Genomic DNA, 21,328 nt, shown 5'->3' on the forward strand with positions numbered 1-21,328 from the left:
GGAGACACACAGACATGAAGAGACCCACTCGCGCCGCCCTGGCCACGGCGACGGCGGCGGCCCTGACCGGCGGTCTGCTGACCCTGGCCACGGCCGCCCCGACGAGCGCGGCCGCGGCGAAGTACGCGGACGACTTCAACGGTGACGGTCACCGCGACTACGCCGTGTACTCGTACGGCCCGGTCGGCGACAGCAAGGGCGGCGGCGTCCTGGTCACCTTCGGCACGGCCAACGGGCCCGGTACGAAGACCCAGTTCATCGACCAGGCCAGCCCCGGCGTCCCCGGCGCCGACGAAACGGACGACTTCTTCGGCGAGGTCCGCACCGCTGCCGACTTCAACAACGACGGCTACGGCGACCTCGCGGTGACCGCCACCGGCGAGGACGTCGACGGCCGTAAGGACCAGGGCGCGGTCACGGTCCTCTGGGGCAGCACGGACGGCCTCTCGGGCGGCCTCACCATCCCCAACAAGGGCCCCAGGCAGTCGTACGCCCGCATGGGCTCCGACCTGGCCACCGGCGACTTCAACGGCGACGGCAAGGCGGACCTGGCCCTCGTCAACGCCGCCAAGACGTACGTCTACCGGGGCTCCATCAGCAAGTCCGGCGTCCACGGCACGGTCAGCACCCTGGACAAGGAGTCGTCCAGCTTCTCCTCCACCGCCGTGATCGCGGGCAAGGTCGACAAGGATGGCAAGACCGACCTCGTCATCATCGGCGACGTCGTCACCGGCACGTACATCGCCTCGGACGCCTGGTTCATCAAGGGCGGCGAGGTGAAGCTCTACCCCGGCAACACGCTCCGCCTGGAGCGCGTCGACGGCAACGGCGGCATGGCCGACCGGGGCGGTGACGGCGTGATCAACGACTTCAACAAGGACGGTTTCGGCGACATCGCCATCGGTACCCCGCTGTACGACAAGTGGAAGGGCCGTGTCTCGGTCTGGTACGGCTCGTCCTCGGGCCCGGACAAGAGCGCGCGCTTCACCCAGTCGACCTCGGGCATCGCAGGCACTCCGGAGGCAGACGACTCCTTCGGCGACTCGATCTCGTCCGGCGACATCAACGGCGACGGCTACCGCGACCTCGCGATCGGCGTCCCCGGCGAGGCATTGGGCGGCCGTGAGTGGGCGGGCGGCGTCGAGGTCCTGTACGGGCGCGCCTCCGGTCTGTCCGCCACGGGCTCGCAGTGGTTCGCCCGCGACACGACAGGCGTACCGGGCGACCTCCAGTCCGACGATTCCTTCGGCAACGCGGTGCGTCTCCGCGACACCAACCGCGACGGCAAGGCCGACCTGTACGTGCAGGGTGCGTACGGCTCGCTGGTGCTGCGGGGCTCGTCGACGGGGGTCACGACGTCGGGCGCCACGGCGGTGGAAGGCGAGACGGTCGAGGGGATGCTTCAGTAACTGCTTCAGCAGCCGTCGCGTAGGTGACGTATGAGGGCGGCGAGTCCGGTGCCGGTGGTTTCTATGACGGTGCCGGGCTCGTCGCTTTCGCGGAGGAGGCGGGTTTCTCGGGTTGCGGCGAGTTCGAGGCAGTTCGCCGCGTCACCGCCCCCGGAGTACGAGGACTTCTGCCATGTGATGTCGTGTGCCATGCCCTGGCCCCTCACAAATCTTGTACGAGTCGGTGGATCAATTCTCGGGTCTGTACGACCCCAAGCGCGGCCGCCTCGACCTTGCGGAGCGCCTCGCGGTAACGGGCGAGCTGCGCCTCTGCATCCAGGAAAGCACTGCCGTGTTGGTTGTCCACCACCACGGTGTCCAGCCGGGGCACCGGTCCACCCGCATACGTCGCCGGGGCGACAACACTGGCGAAACCGTCGACGTCGAAGGGCACAACACGCATAGTGACGTTGGGCAGCTCGGACCTTTCCAGGAGCCACAACAGCTGCTCCCGCGCAACCTTCCGGTCAGCCGCCCTAATCCGTAGCGCGGCCTCATGGATCAACGCCTCGTAGCGCAAGCCCGCCAGGACCTCCTGTCTCCGCAGCCGGAACTGCACCCGTGTCGCCAACTCCTCCTCCGAGAGCTGCGGCACCGACCCTGCGAACATCGCCCGTATCTGATCCTCGGTTTGGAGCAGGCCCGGAATGTACATGCTCTCGAACGTCGTCAAGTGCGCTGAATGAACCTCCAGTTCAGCCAGGTCCAGGTACCCGTTCGGCACCCGCCCTCGATACTCGTCCCACCAGCCACGCCCCCGCTCGGTGGCCATCGCCACGAGCGCCTCAACGAGAGCGGCGTCATCGCACGCGTACTGACTGGCCAGGTGTCGTACGCGCTCGGCACTCACCCCAACCCGGCCCGCCTCCGTCATGGAGACCTTGCTCTCGGCGATACCCGCTGTCCGGGCCGCCTCCCTGGCCGTCAGTCCCGCCCGCTCCCGGAGCTTACGCAACTCTGCCCCCAGGCGCTGCTGGCGCGCGGTGACGATGCTCCTCGCTGGCATGAAGCCCTTCCTTCCCGGCAGTTGGGCGGACCAGTATTCCAGTTCAGCTTGACCAGGGTGATACACCACCCATACCGTCAGTGACGCAACGACCACTCTCCGGTGCGGAAGTGCATCGCCTCACCCTGCCACGTGGCGCGACGGAGCCACCGCCGGAACCCCCTCACAGCCACCAGGAGACCCCCATGCCACCCCCCTGGGAGTACACCCTCTGCATCCCCAACGACCCCCGAGCCATCCGCATCAGCCGCCGTACCCTCCGCGACATCCTCACCGCCCACGACCTCCCCGCCCTCATCGAACCCGCGGAGCTCCTCGCCTCCGAGCTCCTCTCCAACGCCGTCCGGCACACCGCGGGGCCGGCCGCCCTCAAGATCAGACGGTCGGGGCCCTCGTTCCGCCTGGGCGCCTGGGACACGGACTCCGCGCCCCCGGCCACGTCACCCGCGGCCCTCTGCGACGAGCACGGACGCGGCCTCAACGTCGTCGACGCGTACGCCGACGACTGGGGCTGGTTCAAGGTCAACGGCTCCGGCGGCAAGTACGTCTGGTGCGAGCTCAGTTGTGACCGCTGAACTCCCGCCCTGTCGGCCTAGCTGAAGTCCCGGAAGAAATACCAGCTGGCCACACCAACGCACAGCCCCTGGGCAGCGATCGGCGCCCAGAGAGGCACCTGAGCCGCGAGGATGCTCACCTGCGACACATCCCATCCGGCAACCGGGTTGACCCAGAGGCCCAGCCCGGCGGCGGGTGCCATGAGCACGAGCTTCAGGACCCGGGTTCGCTATGACCTGGGCAGCCGACGAATCCCTCTCAGGTCCAGCACCACCCATCCACCGGACAGCCAGCCGAACGCCGCATACAGCAGGGCGGACCACCAGAGGGCGTGCTGCGGATCAGGGGCGGCCATCCCGAACCCGACGAGCGCCGTGAAGTGGAGGACGCCGAAAAGGAAGGTGCTCTTGCCCGCCGCGCCCCGCCAATCCCGGGTGGGGACAACCCAAAAGACGGCCATGCAACGTATTCTCGCCGGTCTTGTGGCTCATCAACCCTCGCCGGTGCAGGCCAGGGATGCGGCGACTCATCGCTGGAGATCACACCCGCAGCCCCGCCGCCCGCACAACCCCGCACAACCTCCAGATGTCACACAGGTGAACCGAACGGAACCGCCGGACTCACGGAACCGCCGGACTCACGGAACCGCCGGACTCACCCTTCCACTTGAAGCCCCTGGAGCCCACGTGCGCATACGGACCCACGCCTTGGCCGCCGCCACCGTCGTAGCGGCGGCCACCGCCACCCTGACCCTCGCCCCGAGCGTCCCGACGGCCACGGCCGCCGCCCCCGCGCCCACAGTCAGCGACCTCAACGCGGACGGCTACGCGGACCTGGCCGTCGGCGTCCCCGACGCCACGGTCGACGGCAGAACCAAGGCGGGTTACGTCAACGTCGTCTGGGGCGGCCCGAAGGGCCCCGGCGCGCACGGCAGCACGCGCGTCAGCCAGGCCCGGCCCGGCGTCCCCGGCACCCCGGAGACGGGCGACCGCTTCGGCGCCGCCGTGGCCGTGGCCGACGTGGACGGCGACGGCGTGGCGGACCTGGTGATCGGCACCCCCGGCGAGGACGTCACCGGCTCCGGCACGGACGCGGGCACGGTCGCCGTCCTGCGGGGCGGGAAGGGCGGCCTGAGCACGGCGGGTCGTACGGTGGCCAACGGCCCGTCGGCATCGGCGGCGTACGGGAAGTCCGTCACCGCGGCCGACCTGACGGGCGACGGCGCGACAGACCTGGCGATCGGCGCGACGGACACGGTGGTGCTGGCACCGAACAGCGGGCCCCGCTCCACCGTCGTCACCTCCCCCATGGGCGGCCGCGCCCCCGCCCTCGCCACCGGCGACTTCGACAACGACGGCACGGCGGACCTGGCGGTGGCGTACTGGACGAGGAACCAGCCCTACACCCAGTCGCACGTCCGCCTGTGGAGCTGGGAGCCCTCCGAATCCCGCCTCCTCAACATCTGGAACACCGACAACGCCGGCGTCACGGCTCTCGCCTCCGGCGACTTCGACGGCGACGGCCACGACGACCTGGCCCTCGGCGAGTGCCGGGAGATCGCCGACGAGAACATCGACGACCCGTGCGGCCCCGAGGAGTACGCGAAGGGCGGCGGCATCCACCTCCACTACGGCGACGCCACGCGCTTCAGCGCGCGGGAGCAGACCCTCAACCAGGACACGCCCGGCGTGTACGGCCGCGCCGAGGCCGGCGACCGCTTCGGCGCCTCGCTGGCCGTACTGGACTGGAACGGCGACGGCCGCGACGACCTGATCGCGGGCGCCCCCGGCGAGGCGATCGGCACGCGCGCGGGCGCCGGCGCGGCAACACTGCTGCTGGGCTCGGCGAGCGGCCTCGTCGACCAGTCCGGCGAGGCGACCACAGCGGCGTACAACCAGAACACCCCCGGCGTCCCGGGCATCGCGGAGACGGGCGACGCCTTCGGCACGGCCGTGGCGACAGGCGACTACGATCACGACGGCACCCCGGACGCGGCGATCGGCACCCCCGGCGAGAACGAGAAGTCGGGCGGAGTCTGGCTCCTGCCGGCCCTGTCGCCCACTGGCTCCTCCGCCATCACCCCGACCCGCCTGGGCCTCCCCTCCCCGTCAACGGCACTCTCGTACGGCAGAACCCTGAGTAGTCACTGAGTCACTTCTGACAGTCCCTTAGGGGATGTCACAGCTCGGCCGCAAAGGTGTCCCCGTTCCTCGGTGCGCGCCACGTCACACCCCGGGACCAGGTACGTTCGAAGGCGTGGCTGGATTCAGGATCGGACGCGGCCGGAACAACGGCGCTCCTCAAGCGCGACCGCACAACGCCCCGTACGGACAGCAGGCCCCACAGGGAGGCCCGTCGTACGGCTACCCACAGGCGCCGCAGCGACCTCCGCACGGCGGGGGTCAGCCGTACGGCGCCCAGGGCGGCCCCGGCGGCCAGTCGGGCTGGCCGCAGGCGAACGGCGGGCACCACGGCGAGCCGGAGTACTTCGGCGACGGCGGCGGCCACGGCTACCCTGCCCCGCAGGCCCCGGGCCACGGCCACGACCCGTACGCGGCCAACAACCCGGGCCACACCCAGGCGTTCTCCGTCGGCGAGGACCCGTACCACCAGAGCGCCCCCTACCGCGCGGGCCAGGCCCCGCCCCCGGCGGCGGGCCCGCGCCTGCGCTGGAAGGAACTGCTGCGCGGCATCGTGATGTCGCCGAACCAGACCTTCCTCGTCATGCGCGACTACACGATGTGGGGCCCGGCCCTCATCGTCACCCTCCTCTACGGCCTGCTGGCCGTCTTCGGCTTCGACGGCGCCCGCGCGGACGCAATCAACGCGAAGCTGTCGAACGCGATCCCCATCGTCCTGACGACAGCGATCGCCATGGTCGTGAGCACGTTCATCCTGGGCGTGGTGACCCACACCCTGGCCCGCCAGCTCGGCGGCGACGGCGCCTGGCAGCCCACGGTCGGCCTGTCCATGCTGATCATGTCCATCACGGACGGACCGCGCCTGGTGGTCGCCATGTTCGCCGGCGGCGACGCCCCCTTCGTCCAGCTCCTCGGCTGGGCCACCTGGGTCGCCGCGGGCGCCCTGCTGACCCTGATGGTCTCCAAGTCCCACGACCTGCCGTGGCCGAAGGCACTGGGCGCGTCGGCGATCCAGCTGATCGCGATCCTGTCGATCATCAAGCTGGGGACGTTCTAGAACTACGCACGCCTGGATGCTCGGGTGCGCGGGAGCGCGCACTCCGGCTTCAGGAAGCGCGACCGTCCGTGGGCAGGTCCGTGGAGTCGACGCTCACCGTCAGCTCGTCCCCCTGCTTGACCTCGCGCTTCTTCGGATTGACGGCAACAGCGGTCGCCTGGACCGTGAAATCCTGTGCTGCCCTCGGCAGGGACAGCATCGGCGTGTACTTGTCATGATTGGTCTGGACCGCGTCGACCTGCCGCCGAGTCGGTGAGACCTGTATCTCGACGGTGTCCCCGACCTCCGCGCCCGTCAGCTTGCCCCAGACCGTACGGCACACCGAGCTGTACCGGATCTCCAGACGCATGGTGCCCGTCATGCCGTACTCCAGGGTCCTGGCCCCGGCCCCGCACCCGGTCGCCTTGGGGTCGAGCCCGTCACACCCCGAACCCGAACACCTGGGCGCCGACGACGCGCCGGCGGTGCCCAGGGCACCCGTGCCCGTGGCGCCTCCCGTGCCGCCCTCCGAGCCGCCGTCGCCGACCACCGCGGTCAGCAGCACGGACACCACGGCCCCGACGACGGTGACGAAGACGGACCCGATGATCGTCTGCGGCCCATGCCCACGCACCCACGCGACGACGCGTCCCAGGCGTCCCCCACGGGACCCATCAGCACCCCCGCCCGACCCCTCTGGTGGAGCACCCGAGTCCGGTAACGGACCGCCCGAGTCCGGTAACGGACCACCCGCCCTGTCCACCATCTCCGTCTCCCCCTTCTCCTGCCCGCTCGCCCTCCGCAGGCGTCCCGCACCGGCGCAACGGCGCACCGGTGCTCCATGCGGTTGGGCCCTTTCCCACCCCCTTCGCACACCACGCACGCCCCTACGACATCCTTGCCATTTCTCCCAACACCTGTACATTCAGGGCGGGTTGGTGCCACGAGAGGGCATGAGAGGGCACGAGCTACGCGTCGAGCACCTGCCCCGCCCGCTTCACCACAGGCGGCTCGACGCTCCACGGGAAGTTCACCCAGCGATCCGTACGCCTCCAGACGTACTCACACTTCACGAGGCTCTGCGGCTTCTCGTAGATCACCGCGGAACGCACCTCGGCGACGGTTTCGAGACAGAAGTCGTACACGAGCTTCAGCGTCCTCCCCGTATCGGCGACATCGTCGGCGATGAGCACCTTCTTGTCGGTGAAATCGATCGCGTTCGGGACGGGCGCCAGCATCACAGGCATGTCAAGGGTCTGGCCCACCCCTGTGTAGAACTCGACGTTCACGAGATGGATGTTCTTGCAGTCGAGCGCGTAGGCCAGCCCACCGGCGACGAAGACACCCCCGCGGGCGATGGAGAGGATGACGTCGGGCTCGTAGCCGTCGTCGGCGATGGCCTGGGCGAGCTCACGGACGGCGGTACCGAAGCGCTCGTAGCTGAGGTTCTCGCGGGCGTCGCTCATGTCGCCGCTCACACCTGCGTCCGATGGAAATTGAGGTAGGACCGGGACGCGGTGGGCCCACGCTGCCCCTGGTACCGGGACCCGTACCGCTCACTCCCGTACGGGGACTCGGCCGGAGAGCTGAGCCGGAACATGCACAGCTGCCCGATCTTCATGCCCGGCCAGAGCTTGATCGGCAGGGTGGCGAGGTTGGAGAGCTCAAGGGTCACGTGCCCGGAGAACCCGGGATCGATGAACCCGGCGGTGGAGTGGGTGACGAGCCCGAGCCGCCCGAGAGAACTCTTCCCTTCCAGCCTGGAGGCAAGATCATCGGGGAGGCTGATGACCTCATAGGTACTGGCGAGCACGAACTCCCCGGGGTGCAGGATGAACGGCTCATCCCCCTCCGGCTCGACCAGCCTGGTCAGATCCGCCTGCTCGATGGACGGATCGATGTGCGGGTACCGGTGGTTCTCGAACACCCGGAAGTAGCGATCGAGCCGCACGTCGACGCTCGACGGCTGCACCATGGTTTCGTCGTACGGATCGATCCGCACCCGGCCGGCGTCGATCTCGGCCCGGATGTCCTTGTCTGAGAGAAGCACGCCCCGAGGATACGCAAGACGCGCGGACCGCCCACAACGAGGACGACCCGCGCGCCTGCTCACTCCTTCTGCTACTGCGCCACCGCATACAGCCAGGCCACCGCGTGCCGCCCAGCCCCGGCTCACCGTCGAACCGCGACCTGCACGGCCTGCACGACTTACGCGACCTACCGCCGGCTACCGGCTATCGCTTCTCAAGCGTCACAGGTACGACACTGCGAAGCCGGGCACACCGCGGACAGCGGATCAGCCGGCCGGGGCCGAGTCGCTCGGCCTGCTGCATCGGGAACGAAGCGGTACTGAACACGTGCCCATCGGCACAACGGACGACGGTGCGTTCCATCAAGTCCAAGAGTCCCTTCCCCAAGAGCCGCGTCGGGCTCACTGCCCTGACGACGAAAGCCACATTACGGGATGAATGGGACGGCCCTCCAGGCGGCACCCCGACCGCGCACAGACCCTCTTCCCCGCCCCCACCGTACGCCCCAACTCCCGCCGGGCGCAGCCCCGTCCACCCCCACGAAACACTGACGGACCCCTCGGCTTCAGCACCGGGGGCCCGACATGAGGTAGAGTGACCGAGCGTTCCGACACCGGCTCCGGTCAGCTCCGGTCGGCGTCTTACGCGGGTGTAGTTTAATGGTAGAACATCAGCTTCCCAAGCTGAGAGCGCGAGTTCGATTCTCGTCACCCGCTCCATGATTGAGGCCCAGGTCAGAGACCTGGGCCTTGTTGTTGCGTACAGCAACTGCACGCCACGTGCCAGAAGTGCGCCAGGTCCGCACCATAACGACCAAGGAGAACGTGCAGGGAACGCCCCGAAACACCGCGCTGACACAACGAGATCAGATCTTCTCGGCCAACACTCGCGGATGCTCAGCGGCAAGCAAGCCGATGTCTTCGACGTCAGAGGTCAGGATCGTCACTCGGCCCGGATGCTGCAGCGCGGTCGCGCACAGCATGGCGTCGATGGCGTACTTGTGGCCGTGCAACCCGGCTCCGCGCAGCAGAGCGGCGGCGGACTGGGCGAGAGCCTGGGTCACCGGCTCCACTCGCAGGCGCGAGAGCGTCCACCGCAACGCAGCATCGTTGATCCTCGGATGGATCACCTCGACCAGCACCGCAGCCGAGGTGACGACCGGGAGGTCCGCGTCACGGGCTGCCGTCAGCCACTCGTGCACCTCCCGATCCCGCTGCACGGCCTTCGCCAGTCCCTCACTGTCCAGGACCAGAGCACCGCTCATGCAGCGGCTCCCTTTCCCGGCGCACCTCCGGTGAGCCGGGCACGCTTCGCTTCAACGGCCTCCGGGTCGGCCGGCCCGTGAACCTCCTCGAAGCCCGCGATCAGCTCGTCAAGGTTGTCTCGCTCGATCTGCCGTTGCGCAGCCCTCTCCAGATACGCCGACACACCTCGCTTGCCGACCCGCTCACGGATCGCGTGCAAGGTACCGGCGGTCAACGAGACGGAAATGCCGCTGCTGGGACCGTCGCCGGGCGGGAAGTCCGTGTCCTCATCCATGAGCCCACTATGGCATAAGAAATGCCATAGTGGGCCGCTCGGCAGGAGCCCACCGCATCCACCCGACACAGACCCCGTACGAACCGGTGATCGGCCCACGCGAAGGCTCCGCCGACCCGAGGCCGCATACCGCGACTCCCACCCACTGACCGTCCGCCAGCACACACCCAGCTGGGCGGCGACCTCCGTCACCGTCGAACCCGCCAGCACCGCCAGTACAACCCGGTATCTCTGCTCAACAACCGACAACTCCACCAGCGCCAATCCCGGCCTCCCCACACACGCCGCAACGACGCGCACAGAAAAGCCGAACACGGCCACTGTCAACCATCAACTGGGACCGAAGTGTCAAGCATCTACCGGGACCGGACAGCCCCGCACCGCCGACTGAGTTACAACTTTCTCTACGGGTTCAAGGCGGCTCGCTCCGCTCACCGCGCGCGGCCCGGCCCCCGGCCGGGCCGCCGCTCCTGTCTCCGCCCCGCTCCAGCCCGGCCGCCGCCCGTGCCGCGCACAGCAATCAGCCGCCTAGCTCAGAGAAGGGGTGCGTCGTGGCTGGGGCGGTCGGCTCCACGGCTTTAGGCAGCCACTTTGGCGCGAGCCTCGAAGATCATGGCCCCAACGTCGTGCTTTACCGGGCAGGTCCAAAGACTGCCCGACGCGCCGGAAGCTTACGGGGCCATGATCACTCGCCCCAAAGCAGCGCCACCCCAAAGCCGCTCCACCGACCTACGTTGCACCGGCTGGCCGTTAGCCTCGGCTCAACAGGCCGCCCTCATCAGGAGGCTCCGGCAGGCAGCGGAATGGCCGACCATCTCCCTCGATAACCAGCGTGCCGCTGCGGCCCGCGCTCGTCCACTCCAATTCGAGGCGCCATTCAACTTCGAAGGACGAGCTTGGGAACACCTCGAACAGTTCCGGGTCGCTGCTCGTTACAGTGAAAGGGAAGTTCGGTGCGGTGAAACCTCGCGGCACGAGAACCGGGTCATCTGCGTCCAGGTCAGTCATGAACCCTCGCACCTCTAGGACGCCCATGATCTCGCCAACTATGTAAGCTGGACGCGGAGGCTTGCGAGACACCACTACGGGACGCATCCTCTTCAACACCACGGCCTGCCGAGACACGGATTCCACCAGCACCCTCACCCCAACTCCTGGACTCCACATGCTCTCGGAGCCCTCCCGCTGGAACACAGTGTTGCTAGTGCGGAAGCATTCGACGGACGTCAGCACGGGTACGGCTGGTTGTTCCGTATCCCTGGCGTGCACAGTGATATTTCCGTGAAACGCTCCCGTCTGGATCACTGGCCCGTATACCTGCGCCTCGCCTGACAGACGGTTCTCAACATGAGGGTCTTCCTGATGCTCTGCGGATTGCTCAGGCACGCGCTCATCCCCTACGCGACGGTGTCCGGTGAGTTCAACAGATTGACACGATCGAGAGCCGTGCGGCATAAGGCCCAGGGACTCGATACCCACTGACCCAGCCTCTGCACCACCTGGCTGCGCACCACAACCGCACCAGATTGAGCGGGGAACGCCGGGGAATCACGGTGAGAGCAGAGGAGCTCAGCCAGGCCGCGCCCGTGCCGTTCGCCCTGGTCAACGCCCCAAGCAGCCCCAAATGCCCGCAGCTTCCCAAGCTGATGGCCCGCGCAGCCAGGAGACCACGAGGAGCTGTCAGCGTCAGCCAGTAGCCTGGCGACCGTCCGCCGTGGCGCGCTTGGAGGCCTCATGGAAGCTACTGCTCTCACCAGTCCCGGCCGACTGTGGTCGGCGCAGGAGGTCTTGGCGCGTCCGAGCCCCGTTCCAGCGATGGCAGGGGTCTACGGATGGCACTTCGAGCAGGCACCCCACCAGGACCTGGCCACCGGGCGCCTGCTCTACGTCGGCATAGCCCCGCGCTACATGGCGAACCGGACCAGCACGCAGAACCTGAGGAAGCGTGTGCGGTACCACTACCGAGGCAACGCAGCCGGTTCGACGCTGCGGCTCACTCTCGGTTGCCTGCTCGGACTTGAGCTTCGCCGCGTGGGCAGCGGCAAGCGCATGACCTTCGGCAAGGCCGGGGAAGCCACCCTCAGCCAGTGGATGGCGGAGAACGCCCGAGTGTGCTGGATCGAGCATGGCGAACCGTGGAGCATGGAGTCGGAGCTCATCTCTCAACTCGACCTGCCGTTGAACCTCGACCAGAACCGCCACAACGCCTTCCACGGCCGACTCAAGGAACTGCGAGCCCAAGCCCGTCAGCGGGCACGCGAGTTGTCCATCAGCGCATAGACCGTCGGACTGACATCAACGGCGGCGAACAATGGCGCACCGAAGCAACCGCAGCCGGATCGACGAGCGACCACCGAGCTCTGTTTCAGCACGCCGCACCGCAGCGTGATCGAACTCCTAAAGCGGTGGTCGGGCGGCAAGCTGATCGGTAGCAGGCGGCACGCCTACCCGAGAGCCGGAGCGGCTGCCACCAACATGCTGCTGCTTGAGCCCGTATCGGCGGCGGCCGTGGTGGGGTTGATGCTGGATTCCTCTGCGACCGTTGTCGCCCAGCAATCTCCCCAGGTCGCCGCCCAGTCGCCGGCAAGGTCGCTGTTGGGGTCGAGATCCTCGGGCTTGCCTGTGATGCCGTACGCGTCGAGGAGTCGTCGCTCGACTCCGAACGGTTCTCCTAGGGGGAGCGCGGGGTACTCGCTGATCCACCGCCTGAGGATCCGTCCTCGTTCGGCGATCAGCCACGCCTCCCCGTCGTTCTGCTCACTGTGGAAAAAGAGCTGGGCCCTGCCGAAGTGCGCGCTCAACTCCTGGCACAGGTCAGTGATATGCCTGGTCTGCTGCGGATAAGGCAGGCCGAAGTATGGCCCGACGACCAGGGTCCACCCCTGCATCGGAGGAGTGACGACGACTGTGGCGAACGGCTCCTCCTCGTCGTGTGCCACCTCGTCGATGAGTGCCACGCCGTCGGTCCAGGCTGTCTCCCGTACCTCCGTCAAGCCGAGGGCCTTCAACACCTTTGCCTGATCCAGGGTCTGAACTGCGAGCCATGAGAGCCAACAGGCGCGTATGAGTGGTGCGGAATCGGACGTCCCCATGACCTGCATCGTAGGTGCGTGGCCGCTCGGGGGCTTGAACAATCTCCGGCCCAGTTGAATGTGGGCCAAGTAGGGTGCCGCGCATGACCGCGTCCCCTGACCACGTCAGCAGCAGAGAAGATCTTGCGTGCTTTGTCCGGGCACTGCTCCGCAGTCAAGCTGAGGAGGGCGACTCGTGGGAGAACCAGGATCTCGCGGGGTTCCTGGAGGCCCTTGCTACTTGGATCGACGACGCGGACGGCTGGTACAGCAACGTCGGCCGCGAGTTGCCCGCCAACGGCGACTGGAGCTTCTTTGCCCGGGCCCTACGGGCGGCGACAGTGTACGAGTATGACTCGCACGCTTGGCCAACGTCAGACGAAGCACCGGACGGACGTGCCAGATGCGTGCCAGATCTCACGGGGAACCGCGGGAAACACCGGGGGCAAGTTGGCAACTACTCGGACTCCCCTTCAGATCCCCCGCAGGTCAGAACAGTTACCGCCTCCCAAAGACCCAAGCTGAGAGCGCGAGTTCGATTCTCGTCACCCGCTCCATGATGAAACCCCAGGTCAACGGCTTGGGGTTTGTTTTTGTCCAGACTGAATTGAGGCTGGCGCGCCCCTCTGCGTGCAGCAGGCGTATCGGGCAGTCGGCGGCACCTTCACCGTCCCGGCAGGAGCATGTGAGGGCGCCGCGGTCAGCGCACGAGGTGTAGCGGATGGTTGGCGCGATGAGCACGGTGACCTTGCGGATCTTGAAGCGCAGACAGCTCCGTGATCCGCAAGTGCCGTACTCCCCTCACGTTCGGCACCCCTTCGCGCCCAATGCGACCAAAACGGCGAACACGGCTCTCCCCTGCTTACCGGCGCACCGCCGTCTCTCGCGACACCTCCATGAGCTCGCCGCCACCCGGGACTGCGAGGACACCGAATCCACGCGTCCTGGCGCCTCCTGCCTGCCAGACCTGACCGGCGTACCAAGCACCGTGCTCAAGTTCCTCGGGCCAGTGACGTCGGCGAAGCGGATTCCGCGCGGACATGAGACCGGTCAACTCCTCGCCTTCGTGGTATCGCAGTTGGACGGGCACGCCCATGACGTCCTTGACACCGTCGGGCCGGTGCGCCGCGGAGATCAGCTGCCACGGATGCTGCTCGAGCACACGCCGGATGCGCTTCAGGGAAGCCATTACGTCGCGGCGCAGGTAGAGAAGAGTCAGATAGACAAATGACACCAGGACGATGCCGCCGGCAGCCCGTTCCTTGGCATTTTCGCTTGAGAGATTCCCAAAGAGCACGAAGTACGCCACCCAAGAGAGGGCATACAAGAAGTGCCAGATCCAGCGCCCTCTCTTCACTTTCCTCCGGGCCTGCTCCCATGCCACCCGGGTCTCAGGGTGGTCGAAAGCACATTTATGTAGAGGGGCATGCGCATCGGCAGGGCCTCCATCGGCCTGCGTGCCGAGTCTGTCGAAGGGAAGGCCCGCATCGCTGTCTTTCACAATTTCTCCTCGTATGTGGATTCGAAAGCCCAGGAGACCGCGATCGACACACCACTCTACTGGTATATAAGCTGCCGCCCGGCCGGGCAGCACAAGGGAAGCCCGCCTGTCCGCACTGCCCGCAATTCTCTTCTTCCGCCGCTATGGGGGGTACCAGGTGGGGGACCATTTCAAGGTCGACATCGATCAGTTGGACCGATTCGTCAAGTCGCTCCAGCAGGCGACGAAGGACCTCGACGAGGCCCGTAAGGCGCTTTCGCACGTCCGCAGCGAGGAGGTCGGCACTGCCCGACTGGACGAGGCCTGCGACACGTTCCAGGAGAGATGGAAGTACGGGTCCGAACAGTTGAGCGAGCTCATCGGCAGCATCAGTGAGGGCGTGAAGTCCAACAAGCTGAGCTATCAGGAATTCGAGGAGAACCTTGAGAAAACCCTGAAGCAGATGGCAGATTCGGCTACTTCGGGTGACAGGGGGAAGAACTGATGGCTACGAACCCGTATCCGAATCTCGGCTGGAATCCGGTCCCCGGCATCCCCGCTGAGGTCGCCGCGCTGCAGCAGAAGGTGAAGGCCGCGGCGAACGCGCTGGACAGCTCCCACCGCCAGATCGAAAGACTGCTGGGGGAGAGCGCGCACTGGGAGGGTGACGCGGCGGACGCCTTCCGGGATGCACTCGACGGCGAACTGCCGAAGTACATGATGAACGCGGCGCGTTCGCTCGACAAAGCCGCGGCGTCGCTGGATGGCTGGAACGGCGACCTCTCCTCCCACCGCGACCTCGCGAAGAAGTACGACGAGGAAGCCGGCGAGAAGAAGTCCGCCGCCGAGAAGGCAAAGCAGCACCATGACGAGGCTGCCAAGCACCCCGACCTCCAAGCCGGCAAGGAGTTTCCCAGTCAGCAAGAGGCCGACGCCGCGACAGCGCGCCTGCGTGCGGCCGAGCGCTCGCTGAACGAGGCGGCCACCCAGCTCAACAACGCCAACCAGGCGTACGAGGACGTCCTCACCAAGGCCCGCACCCTTGAAAGCGAGAACAAGGAGAAGGCCGAAGCCGTCGCCAAGAAGCTCGACGAGGCGGACGACAAGCTGGCGCCCAAGGAACCGGGGTGGTTCGGCAAAACCCTTGAGGCCATCGGGGAGGGCCTCAAAGCGGTAGGACAGTTCCTTCTGGACCACGCCGGAACCATCGGCGCCATCGCCGGCCTCCTCGCGCTCTTCCCGACCCCCCTCGCCCCCGCCTTCGCCGCCATCGCCATCGTGGCCAGCGCCGCCGCGCTGAGCAAGAATCTCGCGAGCGAGGACTTCAGGGACTCGCTCATGGGTGAGCACGGGTGGAAAGCGGGTCTGACCGCATGGGGTTCCGTCGTCGGCGACACCCTGGGCGTCGTACCCGGAGTCGGCATCCTGGCCCGGGCGGGAAGCGAGGTGGGTCTGGCGGCAGCGGTTGCCAGGGAGAGCGGCGAAGCCATGTCGCTGGGTTCGAAGGTCACTTCCTTCGCCAGCGAAGTGAAGGCCGTCAACTGGGACAGGGCCGTGGATGTCGCCACCGCCCCCAGCAAGCTGCGCGACTGGGCCCTCAACGGTGTCAACGCGACCGCGAACGTGGTCTCCTCGGCGGAGACGATCACTGCCAGTCCCCGGCAAGAAGGAGCCGGTCCGAGTTGGGCCGCCCCACAGGCGAGCGCCCGACGCGGCGTCTACGCTGCCCGCACGTGCGCCGGGAAGTCTGGTCGGCGGCCACGTGGGCCTGCCCCGAGCCGCTGACCAACCTCTTCCGTTTCCGCCGCCGGCAGTCGGTTCCCCGCACAGCAAGGCTGATCATCATGCACCCCAACGATCAGGTGCGGTCCGCCATGTGGAAGATCGGCCTGACCCGGGCCCGCGCCCGCCCCCATGCCCGACGGGGGTGATACATGCTGCTGAAACACGTCTCGGGCGGTGCAGTGGTGCCGGGATCCGGCAACGTAGGGGTTCCGCGGCTGCCCGCCATGAGCCTGTCAACGCCGCGTAAAGAACGTGTACGGTGCCCCTGGTGTGCCGGGAAGTCTGGTCGGCGGTCTGGGAGAGCTCTCTTCGCCGATCGAGGTCGTGGTCATGGTGCTTGTCGTGGTCTTCGGGGTGGCGCTGCTGGTCGCGGTGCTGCTGTCGGGTCTCGCCGCCCGCACGATGCTGTCCACGTCGCTGCTCTTCCTGGTCGGCGGCGCTCTCCTCAGCGACGGTTTCCTGGGCTGGATCCACCCCTACCTCGCCGCGTTCGGCGCGTTGCTGACGCCGCAGCTGTTCGGTGACCTGTCCTTCGGTGGATACGTGGCGGTCGTCCTGGCCATCGTCCTGATCCGCCCGGCGTCACTGCTGCTGTCGCTGCTCGGCACCCGGTTCACCCGGCAGGAGAAGCTGGTCGCCGCCTGGTTCGGGCCCAAGGGCTTCGCGTCGGTGGTGTACGGGCTGCTCGTTCTCCAGGCCGGTATCCCGCAGGGCGAGCCGGTATCCCGCAGGGCGAGGAGGCGTTCACCCTCATCGCCGTGTGCATCGCCTTCTCGATCGTCGCGCACAGCTCCACGGACGTCCCCATCGCACGGCTCCTCCACGTCGACAACCTCGCGGGCGTACCCTCCCGTACCGCCACGCCGCCCGCAGCCAGGGAGGCGGCCGACCGTGTTGGCGCGTGACCTCGCCGAGCCCTACCCGTACGTCACCACCGACGAGGACGCCGCCGTCGCGATCCGGCTGCTGAGCCTGCACGGGTTACCCGCGCTGTTGGTCGTCGACACCGACACCGCGCCGTACGCCCTCGTGCCCTGCGCCCACCTCGTCGGACGACTCGTGTCCGACGGGCGGGGCCACGGCGAGGCACCGACGAAGATCGCCGGTCCAACCGTCGCGGACTGGCTACCCCCCGACAGTCCCACCCCGAGCATGAGCAGCCGGAAGAGCCGCAGGAGCGTCGCCGCAGGCGCGGCTGAGCGCGGCCCGGCCCTCACCCGTGCCACCCCGGGGGCTCCCGGCCGTCGGGGCCGGACGTCCACAGGGCCCCGTCCGGGTCCCGGTCTGCGGGGAGGCCCCGTATGACGGTGTTCCCCCAGCCCGCGCGGCGGGTTACCCGATCAGGGCACATGATCGTGTGCGGTGACGACGCATTGGCCGAGCGGCTGGCCGGTGAACTCACCACGGTGTACCAGGAGCGGGTCACCCTCGTCGTACCGCCGGAGCCCCGGGCCGGCCACGTCGCGCGAGCACGTGCCTCGGCTCTGCTGGGCCGGATGCAGTCCGTGATCGGGCGTACGGACACCGGCCCGGACGCACCGCGCGTGCTCGCAGCCCCCGAGCTGGACGAGAGCGTGCTGACCGAGGCCGGGGTGCACGGGGCCGCCGCACTGGCCCTGGTTTATGAGGACGACGAGACCAACATCCGCGCCGCGCTCGCCGCCCGCCGGCTCAGTCCCCGGCTGCGCCTGGTCATCCGCCTCTACAACCGCAAGCTCGGCCAGCACCTGGAGGAACTCCTCGACCAGGCCGCCGCCCTGGCCGTCCCCGGGCTGGACCCGGCGGCCCTGGACACCTCCACCACCGTCCTGTCGGACGCGGACACCGCCGCCCCCGCCCTCGCGGCCACCGCCGTCGCGGGCACGAGCAAAGTCGTCCAGGCAGACGGGCTGCTGCTGCGCGCGGTGGAACGCACACCACCGGCCGCGGGCGAGGTGGCCGACCCCGGCCTGTGCACACTCGCCCTGCTGTCGTCGACCACCGACGACCCGGCCGGTGCGGAGGGCTCGGACGCCAGCGGCCGGGAAGGTCCGACTCTGCTGCCCGACGACGAGACGGTGGCCGCCGCCACCGGACGCGGCACGGTCGTCCTGGAGACCGTCACGCACACCGGCGCCACTCCCCCGCCGGGCCGTCTGGCCGGACGGGGTCTGCCGTTCGGCTCCCTGTTCCCGGCCCGGCTTCGCTGGTCACTGGCCGGGCTGCTGCTCTCCGTGCTGGCTCTGGCGGTCGCCACCTGGCTGACCATAGACGGTCACCCGCTGCACGCCGCCTACCTCACCCTGCTCGACCTGTTCGCCATCAACGACCCCGCCCTCGACGAACCCACGAGCCGTCAGGTACTCCAACTCCTGGCCGGTCTGGCCGGACTGCTGTTCCTGCCCGTGCTGCTCGCCACCGCCCTGGAGGCGTTCGGTACCTTCCGCACCGCCTCGGCGCTGCGCCGCCCGCCCCGCGGTCTGTCCGGCCACGTCGTCCTGCTCGGCCTCGGCAAGATCGGCACCCGCGTCCTCGCCCGGCTGCACGAACTCGGCATCCCCATGGTGTGCGTCGAGGAGGATCCCGAGGCACGCGGCATCCCGCTCGCCCGCCGCCTGCGCGTGCCGACCGTCCTCGGCGACGTCACCCAGGAAGGCGTGCTGGAAGCCGCCAAGATCCACCGCGCTCATGCCCTGCTCGCCCTCACCAGCAACGACACCACCAACCTCGAAGCCACCCTGTACGCCCGCTCGGTCAAACCCGACCTGCGCACAGCACTCCGCCTGTACGACGACGACTTCGCCACCGCGGTCCACCGCACGCTGCGCGCCGCCCACCCCGACGCCCTCACCCGCAGCCGCAGCGTCTCCACCCTCGCCGCGCCCGCCTTCGCCGGCGCCATGATGGGCCGCCAGATCCTGGGCGCCATCCCCGTCGAACGGCGTGTCCTGCTCTTCGCGGCCCTGAACGTCGCCGGGCACCCGCAGCTGGAGGGACGCACGGTCGCCGAGTCCTTCCGGCCCGGCGCCTGGCGCGTCCTCGCCCTGGACACCGCCGCCCCCGACGACCGCCTCCCCGACCTCGCCACCACCCCGGCCCACGACGACACCGAACGACCCGCCGGCCTCGTCTGGGAGCCGCACCCCGGGTACGTTCTGCGCCCGCAGGACCGGGTGGTCCTCGCCACGACCCGGCAGGGCCTGGCCGAGCTCCTCGGACGGCAGCCACGACTCTGGACGCGGTCCCCCGACCCCTGAAGCGGACACCGAGCAGCACCCCGGCAGCGACCAGCCTCGGAGACGGATCCGGGCCGTCGGCTCAGAGGCACACCGTTCGCCGTGTGGTCACCCCTGGCCCTGGGAGTCATCGCCTTGGCGAGTCCGTTCTCCTGACGGCGGCGCGCGGGCCTTCCCCGGCATTCACTGAACCACTCAAGGCGTGTCGCCCGTCACCAACGTCCCCGGACAGCACACCAGGGCCCTTCTGATGGATCTCCGTGGGAGAAGGAGCGGCGCACGTGCATGGCGTCGCGAGGCAGACGGGAGTTTGACGACAGGCCCTAGCGGACGTCGACGAAATCCTCTCGTCCGTAGTCCGCGTAGTGGGTGCTCGGTGTGTCGATGTAGCGCATCTGCCAGGTGCCGTCCTGCTGCGCGGTGAACTTCTTGCTGAAGGTGCCGTCGGTCCGGGTCGTGGCGGTGCCCAGTTGCTTCCAGGTGGCGCCGCTCGTGGAGGGCTTGAAGTAGATGCGGACCGTCTGGCCGGGGAACACCTTCCAGGAAGTACCGCTCTGCTGCATCAGGCCGCCCTTGGCCGTGATCAGCGTGCCCTTGCGCACGCCTTCGGGCGTGACGTCGTCGTTGTAGAGCTGGGTGGACTTGCGGCCGAGCTTGAAGGACGTGCTGGTCAGGCCCGCGTTCGTGTGGCGCAGGCGCCAGTAGCTGCTGGTCGAGCCCTTCTTGGCCGGGGACTGGGTGAAGGTGGCGCCGTACTGCGCGGTGAAGGTGCCGGCATTCGACCAGGTCCGGCCGTCCGTGGAGTGCTCGATGGTGATGGCCGCCGTCGTCCCTGCGGGGTACGAGCCGGCCGTGACGTCCAGTTTGCCGGTGAAGGTCACCTTCCGGTACTTGTCCACACTGGCCTTCAGCGACGAGAACGTGCTCGTCTTCGCAGGCGTGGCGACCGTGAAGGAGTGCGTCGGCGGCGTGTTGAACCAGCCCGATCCGCTGGGCGCGATCTTCACCGTGCCGCCCTGCTTGACGGTGAACTTGTCGGAGAAGGTGCCGTCGTCCCGGGTCGGCACCGTCTTCTGGCTGCCGATCGCGATGCTGTGGCCGGGCATCGGCTTCTCCGTACCGTCATCGGCGATACGGGTGAGCCTGCCCTTCACGGGAACGTCGCTCCCGTACGGGGCGTTGACGGTGCTGAGGGGCGCGTCCACCTTCAGTTTCAGTTCCTGCCTGCGGAACGGCAGGGTGAGCGTCTCGTCCTCCGCGTCGAAGATGAACTCGACCTGGGTGTCCGTGCTGTACTCGGAGAAGGTCAGGCGCTTGGTGAAGCTCCCCTTGTCGTTCGTCCGCAGCCAGCCCTCGGAGCCCGTCGCGCGGCTGCGGTAGTAGAGCCCGGCTCCTGCGAACGGCTTGACCTCGTGCGTGTGCGGGTCCTCGGCCACGAGGGTGCCGGACGCGTTGATGAGGAAGTTGTCGTAGGAGATCCACGGACGGTCGCTGGTGACCGTCAGGTGAGGGTCGAGCGCGTAGTTGAGTTCGCCGTTGTCACGGTCGACGAGCTCGTCCGACTGGCCCTCCCGGACCACGACGTCCATGGTGTAGACGCCCATCTTGGGGAGTGTGACCGGCTCCGAGAGGAACGTCATGTCCCAGCAGTCGCTCTCGGGGGCGCACTGGTCGGTGCCGGCGAGCCCGACAGTGGCGAGGACTTGGTCGCTGCCCTTCTGCCGGACACGGATGCTGACGTCCTCAGGGCGTACGTCGTCGTAGGACTCGTAGACGGCGTGTATCTTGCCGTCCTTCACCTCGGTCGAGGTACGCGACTGGAGGTTGACGTCGACCGCCTGAGCGGCCGGCGCGGCGATCAGTGTGGAGGCGAAGACCGCGATGGTCGTTGTGCCCACCGCAGCCGTGATCTTTCTCAAGGATTCCCCCGTCAGGTGTGTACTTGTGGATCTACCGCGGCTCTGACTCCTACACCGGCTCAATGGTTGTACACGCGAACGTTGAGGGCTCACCGAAGATGAA

At 68.2% G+C, this 21,328-nt stretch carries 23 protein-coding genes, 1 tRNA gene and 1 pseudogene; 11 read left to right on the forward strand and 14 right to left on the reverse strand.

Going from position 1 to position 21,328, the window contains the following annotated elements; translation table 11 throughout:
- The first annotated feature begins 14 nt into the window (after positions 1-14).
- Positions 15-1,409: an FG-GAP-like repeat-containing protein gene (locus IE262_RS32800; RefSeq protein ID WP_189878834.1), complete on the forward strand. Its 1,395-nt coding sequence runs from the start codon at positions 15-17 to the stop codon at positions 1,407-1,409.
- Positions 1,410-1,414: 5 nt separating this feature from the next.
- Here the strand turns inward: IE262_RS32800 and IE262_RS32805 are convergent, their stop codons facing one another.
- Positions 1,415-1,600, reverse strand: a complete 186-nt coding sequence (locus tag IE262_RS32805) for a DUF397 domain-containing protein (protein ID WP_189878836.1) — start codon at positions 1,598-1,600, stop codon at positions 1,415-1,417.
- A gap of 11 nt (positions 1,601-1,611) precedes the next feature.
- Positions 1,612-2,454, reverse strand: coding sequence for a helix-turn-helix domain-containing protein (locus IE262_RS32810; protein ID WP_189878838.1), 843 nt, complete (start codon positions 2,452-2,454; stop codon positions 1,612-1,614).
- Between the two features lie 185 nt (positions 2,455-2,639).
- Between IE262_RS32810 and IE262_RS32815 the strand changes: the two genes are divergently transcribed.
- Entirely contained in the window at positions 2,640-3,029 is a 390-nt protein-coding gene (locus tag IE262_RS32815) for an ATP-binding protein (RefSeq protein WP_189878840.1), read from the forward strand.
- A gap of 17 nt (positions 3,030-3,046) precedes the next feature.
- Here IE262_RS32815 and IE262_RS32820 read toward each other — a convergent pair whose 3' ends face one another.
- Both IE262_RS32820 and IE262_RS32825 read right to left on the reverse strand, forming a co-directional pair.
- Positions 3,047-3,211 carry a hypothetical protein gene (locus IE262_RS32820; RefSeq protein WP_189878842.1) on the reverse strand — a complete coding sequence of 55 codons (165 nt, stop codon included), beginning with the start codon at positions 3,209-3,211 and terminating at the stop codon, positions 3,047-3,049.
- A 27-nt stretch (positions 3,212-3,238) separates the two neighbouring features.
- Complete coding sequence (locus IE262_RS32825; protein WP_189878845.1) at positions 3,239-3,469, reverse strand: hypothetical protein; 231 nt, start codon at positions 3,467-3,469, stop codon at positions 3,239-3,241.
- Between the two features lie 226 nt (positions 3,470-3,695).
- Here IE262_RS32825 and IE262_RS32830 point away from each other — a divergent pair, with 226 nt between their 5' ends.
- Complete coding sequence (locus IE262_RS32830; RefSeq protein ID WP_229877710.1) at positions 3,696-5,159, forward strand: FG-GAP-like repeat-containing protein; 1,464 nt, start codon at positions 3,696-3,698, stop codon at positions 5,157-5,159.
- 25 nt (positions 5,160-5,184) lie between these two features.
- Positions 5,185-6,207 (forward strand): YIP1 family protein, encoded by a 1,023-nt coding sequence (locus IE262_RS32835; protein ID WP_189878849.1) that lies wholly within the window; start codon positions 5,185-5,187, stop codon positions 6,205-6,207.
- A 49-nt stretch (positions 6,208-6,256) separates the two neighbouring features.
- Here IE262_RS32835 and IE262_RS32840 read toward each other — a convergent pair whose 3' ends face one another.
- The 3 genes from IE262_RS32840 to dcd all read right to left on the reverse strand — a co-directional run bounded on the left by IE262_RS32840 (position 6,257) and on the right by dcd (position 8,236).
- Entirely contained in the window at positions 6,257-6,820 is a 564-nt protein-coding gene (locus IE262_RS32840) for a DUF2690 domain-containing protein (protein WP_189878851.1), read from the reverse strand.
- A 334-nt stretch (positions 6,821-7,154) separates the two neighbouring features.
- On the reverse strand, positions 7,155-7,652 hold the full coding sequence (locus IE262_RS32845; RefSeq protein WP_134034380.1) for a phosphoribosyltransferase: 498 nt from the start codon (positions 7,650-7,652) through the stop codon (positions 7,155-7,157).
- A gap of 8 nt (positions 7,653-7,660) precedes the next feature.
- Positions 7,661-8,236, reverse strand: a complete 576-nt coding sequence (gene dcd, locus IE262_RS32850) for a dCTP deaminase (protein ID WP_134034377.1) — start codon at positions 8,234-8,236, stop codon at positions 7,661-7,663.
- A 625-nt stretch (positions 8,237-8,861) separates the two neighbouring features.
- On the opposite strand from dcd, the gene IE262_RS32855 reads away from it, so the two are divergent.
- Positions 8,862-8,935: transfer RNA gene (locus IE262_RS32855), tRNA-Gly, on the forward strand.
- Between the two features lie 146 nt (positions 8,936-9,081).
- On the opposite strand, the gene IE262_RS32860 is transcribed toward IE262_RS32855, so the two are convergent.
- From IE262_RS32860 to IE262_RS32875, 4 genes and pseudogenes are all read right to left on the reverse strand, one after another.
- A complete protein-coding gene (locus IE262_RS32860) occupies positions 9,082-9,480 on the reverse strand; it encodes a PIN domain-containing protein (RefSeq protein WP_189878854.1) in 399 nt (132 codons plus the stop codon).
- Positions 9,477-9,755 (reverse strand): hypothetical protein, encoded by a 279-nt coding sequence (locus tag IE262_RS32865; RefSeq protein ID WP_189878966.1) that lies wholly within the window; start codon positions 9,753-9,755, stop codon positions 9,477-9,479. Before IE262_RS32865 ends, IE262_RS32860 begins: the two co-directional genes overlap by 4 nt.
- Positions 9,756-9,857: 102 nt before the next feature.
- Positions 9,858-10,019, reverse strand: a pseudogene (locus IE262_RS40265) (helix-turn-helix domain-containing protein); the annotation flags it as partial.
- 486 nt (positions 10,020-10,505) lie between these two features.
- Positions 10,506-10,763, reverse strand: coding sequence for a hypothetical protein (locus IE262_RS32875; protein WP_189878856.1), 258 nt, complete (start codon positions 10,761-10,763; stop codon positions 10,506-10,508).
- Positions 10,764-11,570: 807 nt separating this feature from the next.
- Here IE262_RS32875 and IE262_RS32880 point away from each other — a divergent pair.
- Complete coding sequence (locus tag IE262_RS32880; protein WP_229877712.1) at positions 11,571-12,035, forward strand: GIY-YIG nuclease family protein; 465 nt, start codon at positions 11,571-11,573, stop codon at positions 12,033-12,035.
- Positions 12,036-12,199: 164 nt separating this feature from the next.
- Here the strand turns inward: IE262_RS32880 and IE262_RS32885 are convergent, their stop codons facing one another.
- Positions 12,200-12,847, reverse strand: coding sequence for a hypothetical protein (locus IE262_RS32885; RefSeq protein WP_189878860.1), 648 nt, complete (start codon positions 12,845-12,847; stop codon positions 12,200-12,202).
- An 83-nt stretch (positions 12,848-12,930) separates the two neighbouring features.
- On the opposite strand from IE262_RS32885, the gene IE262_RS40740 reads away from it, so the two are divergent.
- Positions 12,931-13,386, forward strand: a complete 456-nt coding sequence (locus tag IE262_RS40740; protein ID WP_444545236.1) for a DUF7660 family protein — start codon at positions 12,931-12,933, stop codon at positions 13,384-13,386.
- A gap of 302 nt (positions 13,387-13,688) precedes the next feature.
- On the opposite strand, the gene IE262_RS32890 is transcribed toward IE262_RS40740, so the two are convergent.
- The gene (locus IE262_RS32890; protein ID WP_189878862.1) at positions 13,689-14,327 is read right to left on the reverse strand and encodes a hypothetical protein; all 639 of its coding nucleotides are present in this window, start codon (positions 14,325-14,327) and stop codon (positions 13,689-13,691) included.
- A gap of 157 nt (positions 14,328-14,484) precedes the next feature.
- Between IE262_RS32890 and IE262_RS32895 the strand changes: the two genes are divergently transcribed.
- The 4 genes from IE262_RS32895 to IE262_RS32915 all read left to right on the forward strand — a co-directional run bounded on the left by IE262_RS32895 (position 14,485) and on the right by IE262_RS32915 (position 19,327).
- A complete protein-coding gene (locus IE262_RS32895) occupies positions 14,485-14,811 on the forward strand; it encodes a DUF6317 family protein (RefSeq protein WP_189878864.1) in 327 nt (108 codons plus the stop codon).
- Positions 14,811-16,091, forward strand: coding sequence for a putative T7SS-secreted protein (locus IE262_RS32900; RefSeq protein ID WP_189878866.1), 1,281 nt, complete (start codon positions 14,811-14,813; stop codon positions 16,089-16,091). Before IE262_RS32895 ends, IE262_RS32900 begins: the two co-directional genes overlap by 1 nt.
- Positions 16,092-16,361: 270 nt before the next feature.
- Positions 16,362-17,396, forward strand: coding sequence for a CBS domain-containing protein (locus IE262_RS40390; protein ID WP_308432825.1), 1,035 nt, complete (start codon positions 16,362-16,364; stop codon positions 17,394-17,396).
- Positions 17,393-19,327: an NAD-binding protein gene (locus IE262_RS32915; RefSeq protein ID WP_229877714.1), complete on the forward strand. Its 1,935-nt coding sequence runs from the start codon at positions 17,393-17,395 to the stop codon at positions 19,325-19,327. Before IE262_RS40390 ends, IE262_RS32915 begins: the two co-directional genes overlap by 4 nt.
- A gap of 302 nt (positions 19,328-19,629) precedes the next feature.
- Here the strand turns inward: IE262_RS32915 and IE262_RS32920 are convergent, their stop codons facing one another.
- Positions 19,630-21,204, reverse strand: coding sequence for a hypothetical protein (locus tag IE262_RS32920; protein WP_189878870.1), 1,575 nt, complete (start codon positions 21,202-21,204; stop codon positions 19,630-19,632).
- Between the last annotated feature and the right edge of the window lie 124 nt (positions 21,205-21,328).

Source organism: Streptomyces bluensis (assembly GCF_014650715.1).
Classification (GTDB): Bacteria; Actinomycetota; Actinomycetes; order Streptomycetales; family Streptomycetaceae; genus Streptomyces; species Streptomyces bluensis.

Coding starts and splice junctions, on each gene's coding strand:
- IE262_RS32800 (WP_189878834.1), top strand. CDS start 15: ATGAAGAGACCCACTCGCGCCGCCCTGGCCACGGCGACGGCGGCGGCC.
- IE262_RS32805 (WP_189878836.1), bottom strand. CDS start 1,600: ATGGCACACGACATCACATGGCAGAAGTCCTCGTACTCCGGGGGCGGT.
- IE262_RS32810 (WP_189878838.1), bottom strand. CDS start 2,454: ATGCCAGCGAGGAGCATCGTCACCGCGCGCCAGCAGCGCCTGGGGGCA.
- IE262_RS32815 (WP_189878840.1), top strand. CDS start 2,640: ATGCCACCCCCCTGGGAGTACACCCTCTGCATCCCCAACGACCCCCGA.
- IE262_RS32820 (WP_189878842.1), bottom strand. CDS start 3,211: ATGGCACCCGCCGCCGGGCTGGGCCTCTGGGTCAACCCGGTTGCCGGA.
- IE262_RS32825 (WP_189878845.1), bottom strand. CDS start 3,469: ATGGCCGTCTTTTGGGTTGTCCCCACCCGGGATTGGCGGGGCGCGGCG.
- IE262_RS32835 (WP_189878849.1), top strand. CDS start 5,185: ATGTCACAGCTCGGCCGCAAAGGTGTCCCCGTTCCTCGGTGCGCGCCA.
- IE262_RS32845 (WP_134034380.1), bottom strand. CDS start 7,652: ATGAGCGACGCCCGCGAGAACCTCAGCTACGAGCGCTTCGGTACCGCC.
- IE262_RS32860 (WP_189878854.1), bottom strand. CDS start 9,480: ATGAGCGGTGCTCTGGTCCTGGACAGTGAGGGACTGGCGAAGGCCGTG.
- IE262_RS32865 (WP_189878966.1), bottom strand. CDS start 9,755: ATGGATGAGGACACGGACTTCCCGCCCGGCGACGGTCCCAGCAGCGGC.
- IE262_RS32875 (WP_189878856.1), bottom strand. CDS start 10,763: ATGACTGACCTGGACGCAGATGACCCGGTTCTCGTGCCGCGAGGTTTC.
- IE262_RS32880 (WP_229877712.1), top strand. CDS start 11,571: ATGGCAGGGGTCTACGGATGGCACTTCGAGCAGGCACCCCACCAGGAC.
- IE262_RS32885 (WP_189878860.1), bottom strand. CDS start 12,847: ATGGGGACGTCCGATTCCGCACCACTCATACGCGCCTGTTGGCTCTCA.
- IE262_RS40740 (WP_444545236.1), top strand. CDS start 12,931: ATGACCGCGTCCCCTGACCACGTCAGCAGCAGAGAAGATCTTGCGTGC.
- IE262_RS32900 (WP_189878866.1), top strand. CDS start 14,811: ATGGCTACGAACCCGTATCCGAATCTCGGCTGGAATCCGGTCCCCGGC.
- IE262_RS32915 (WP_229877714.1), top strand. CDS start 17,393: ATGACGGTGTTCCCCCAGCCCGCGCGGCGGGTTACCCGATCAGGGCAC.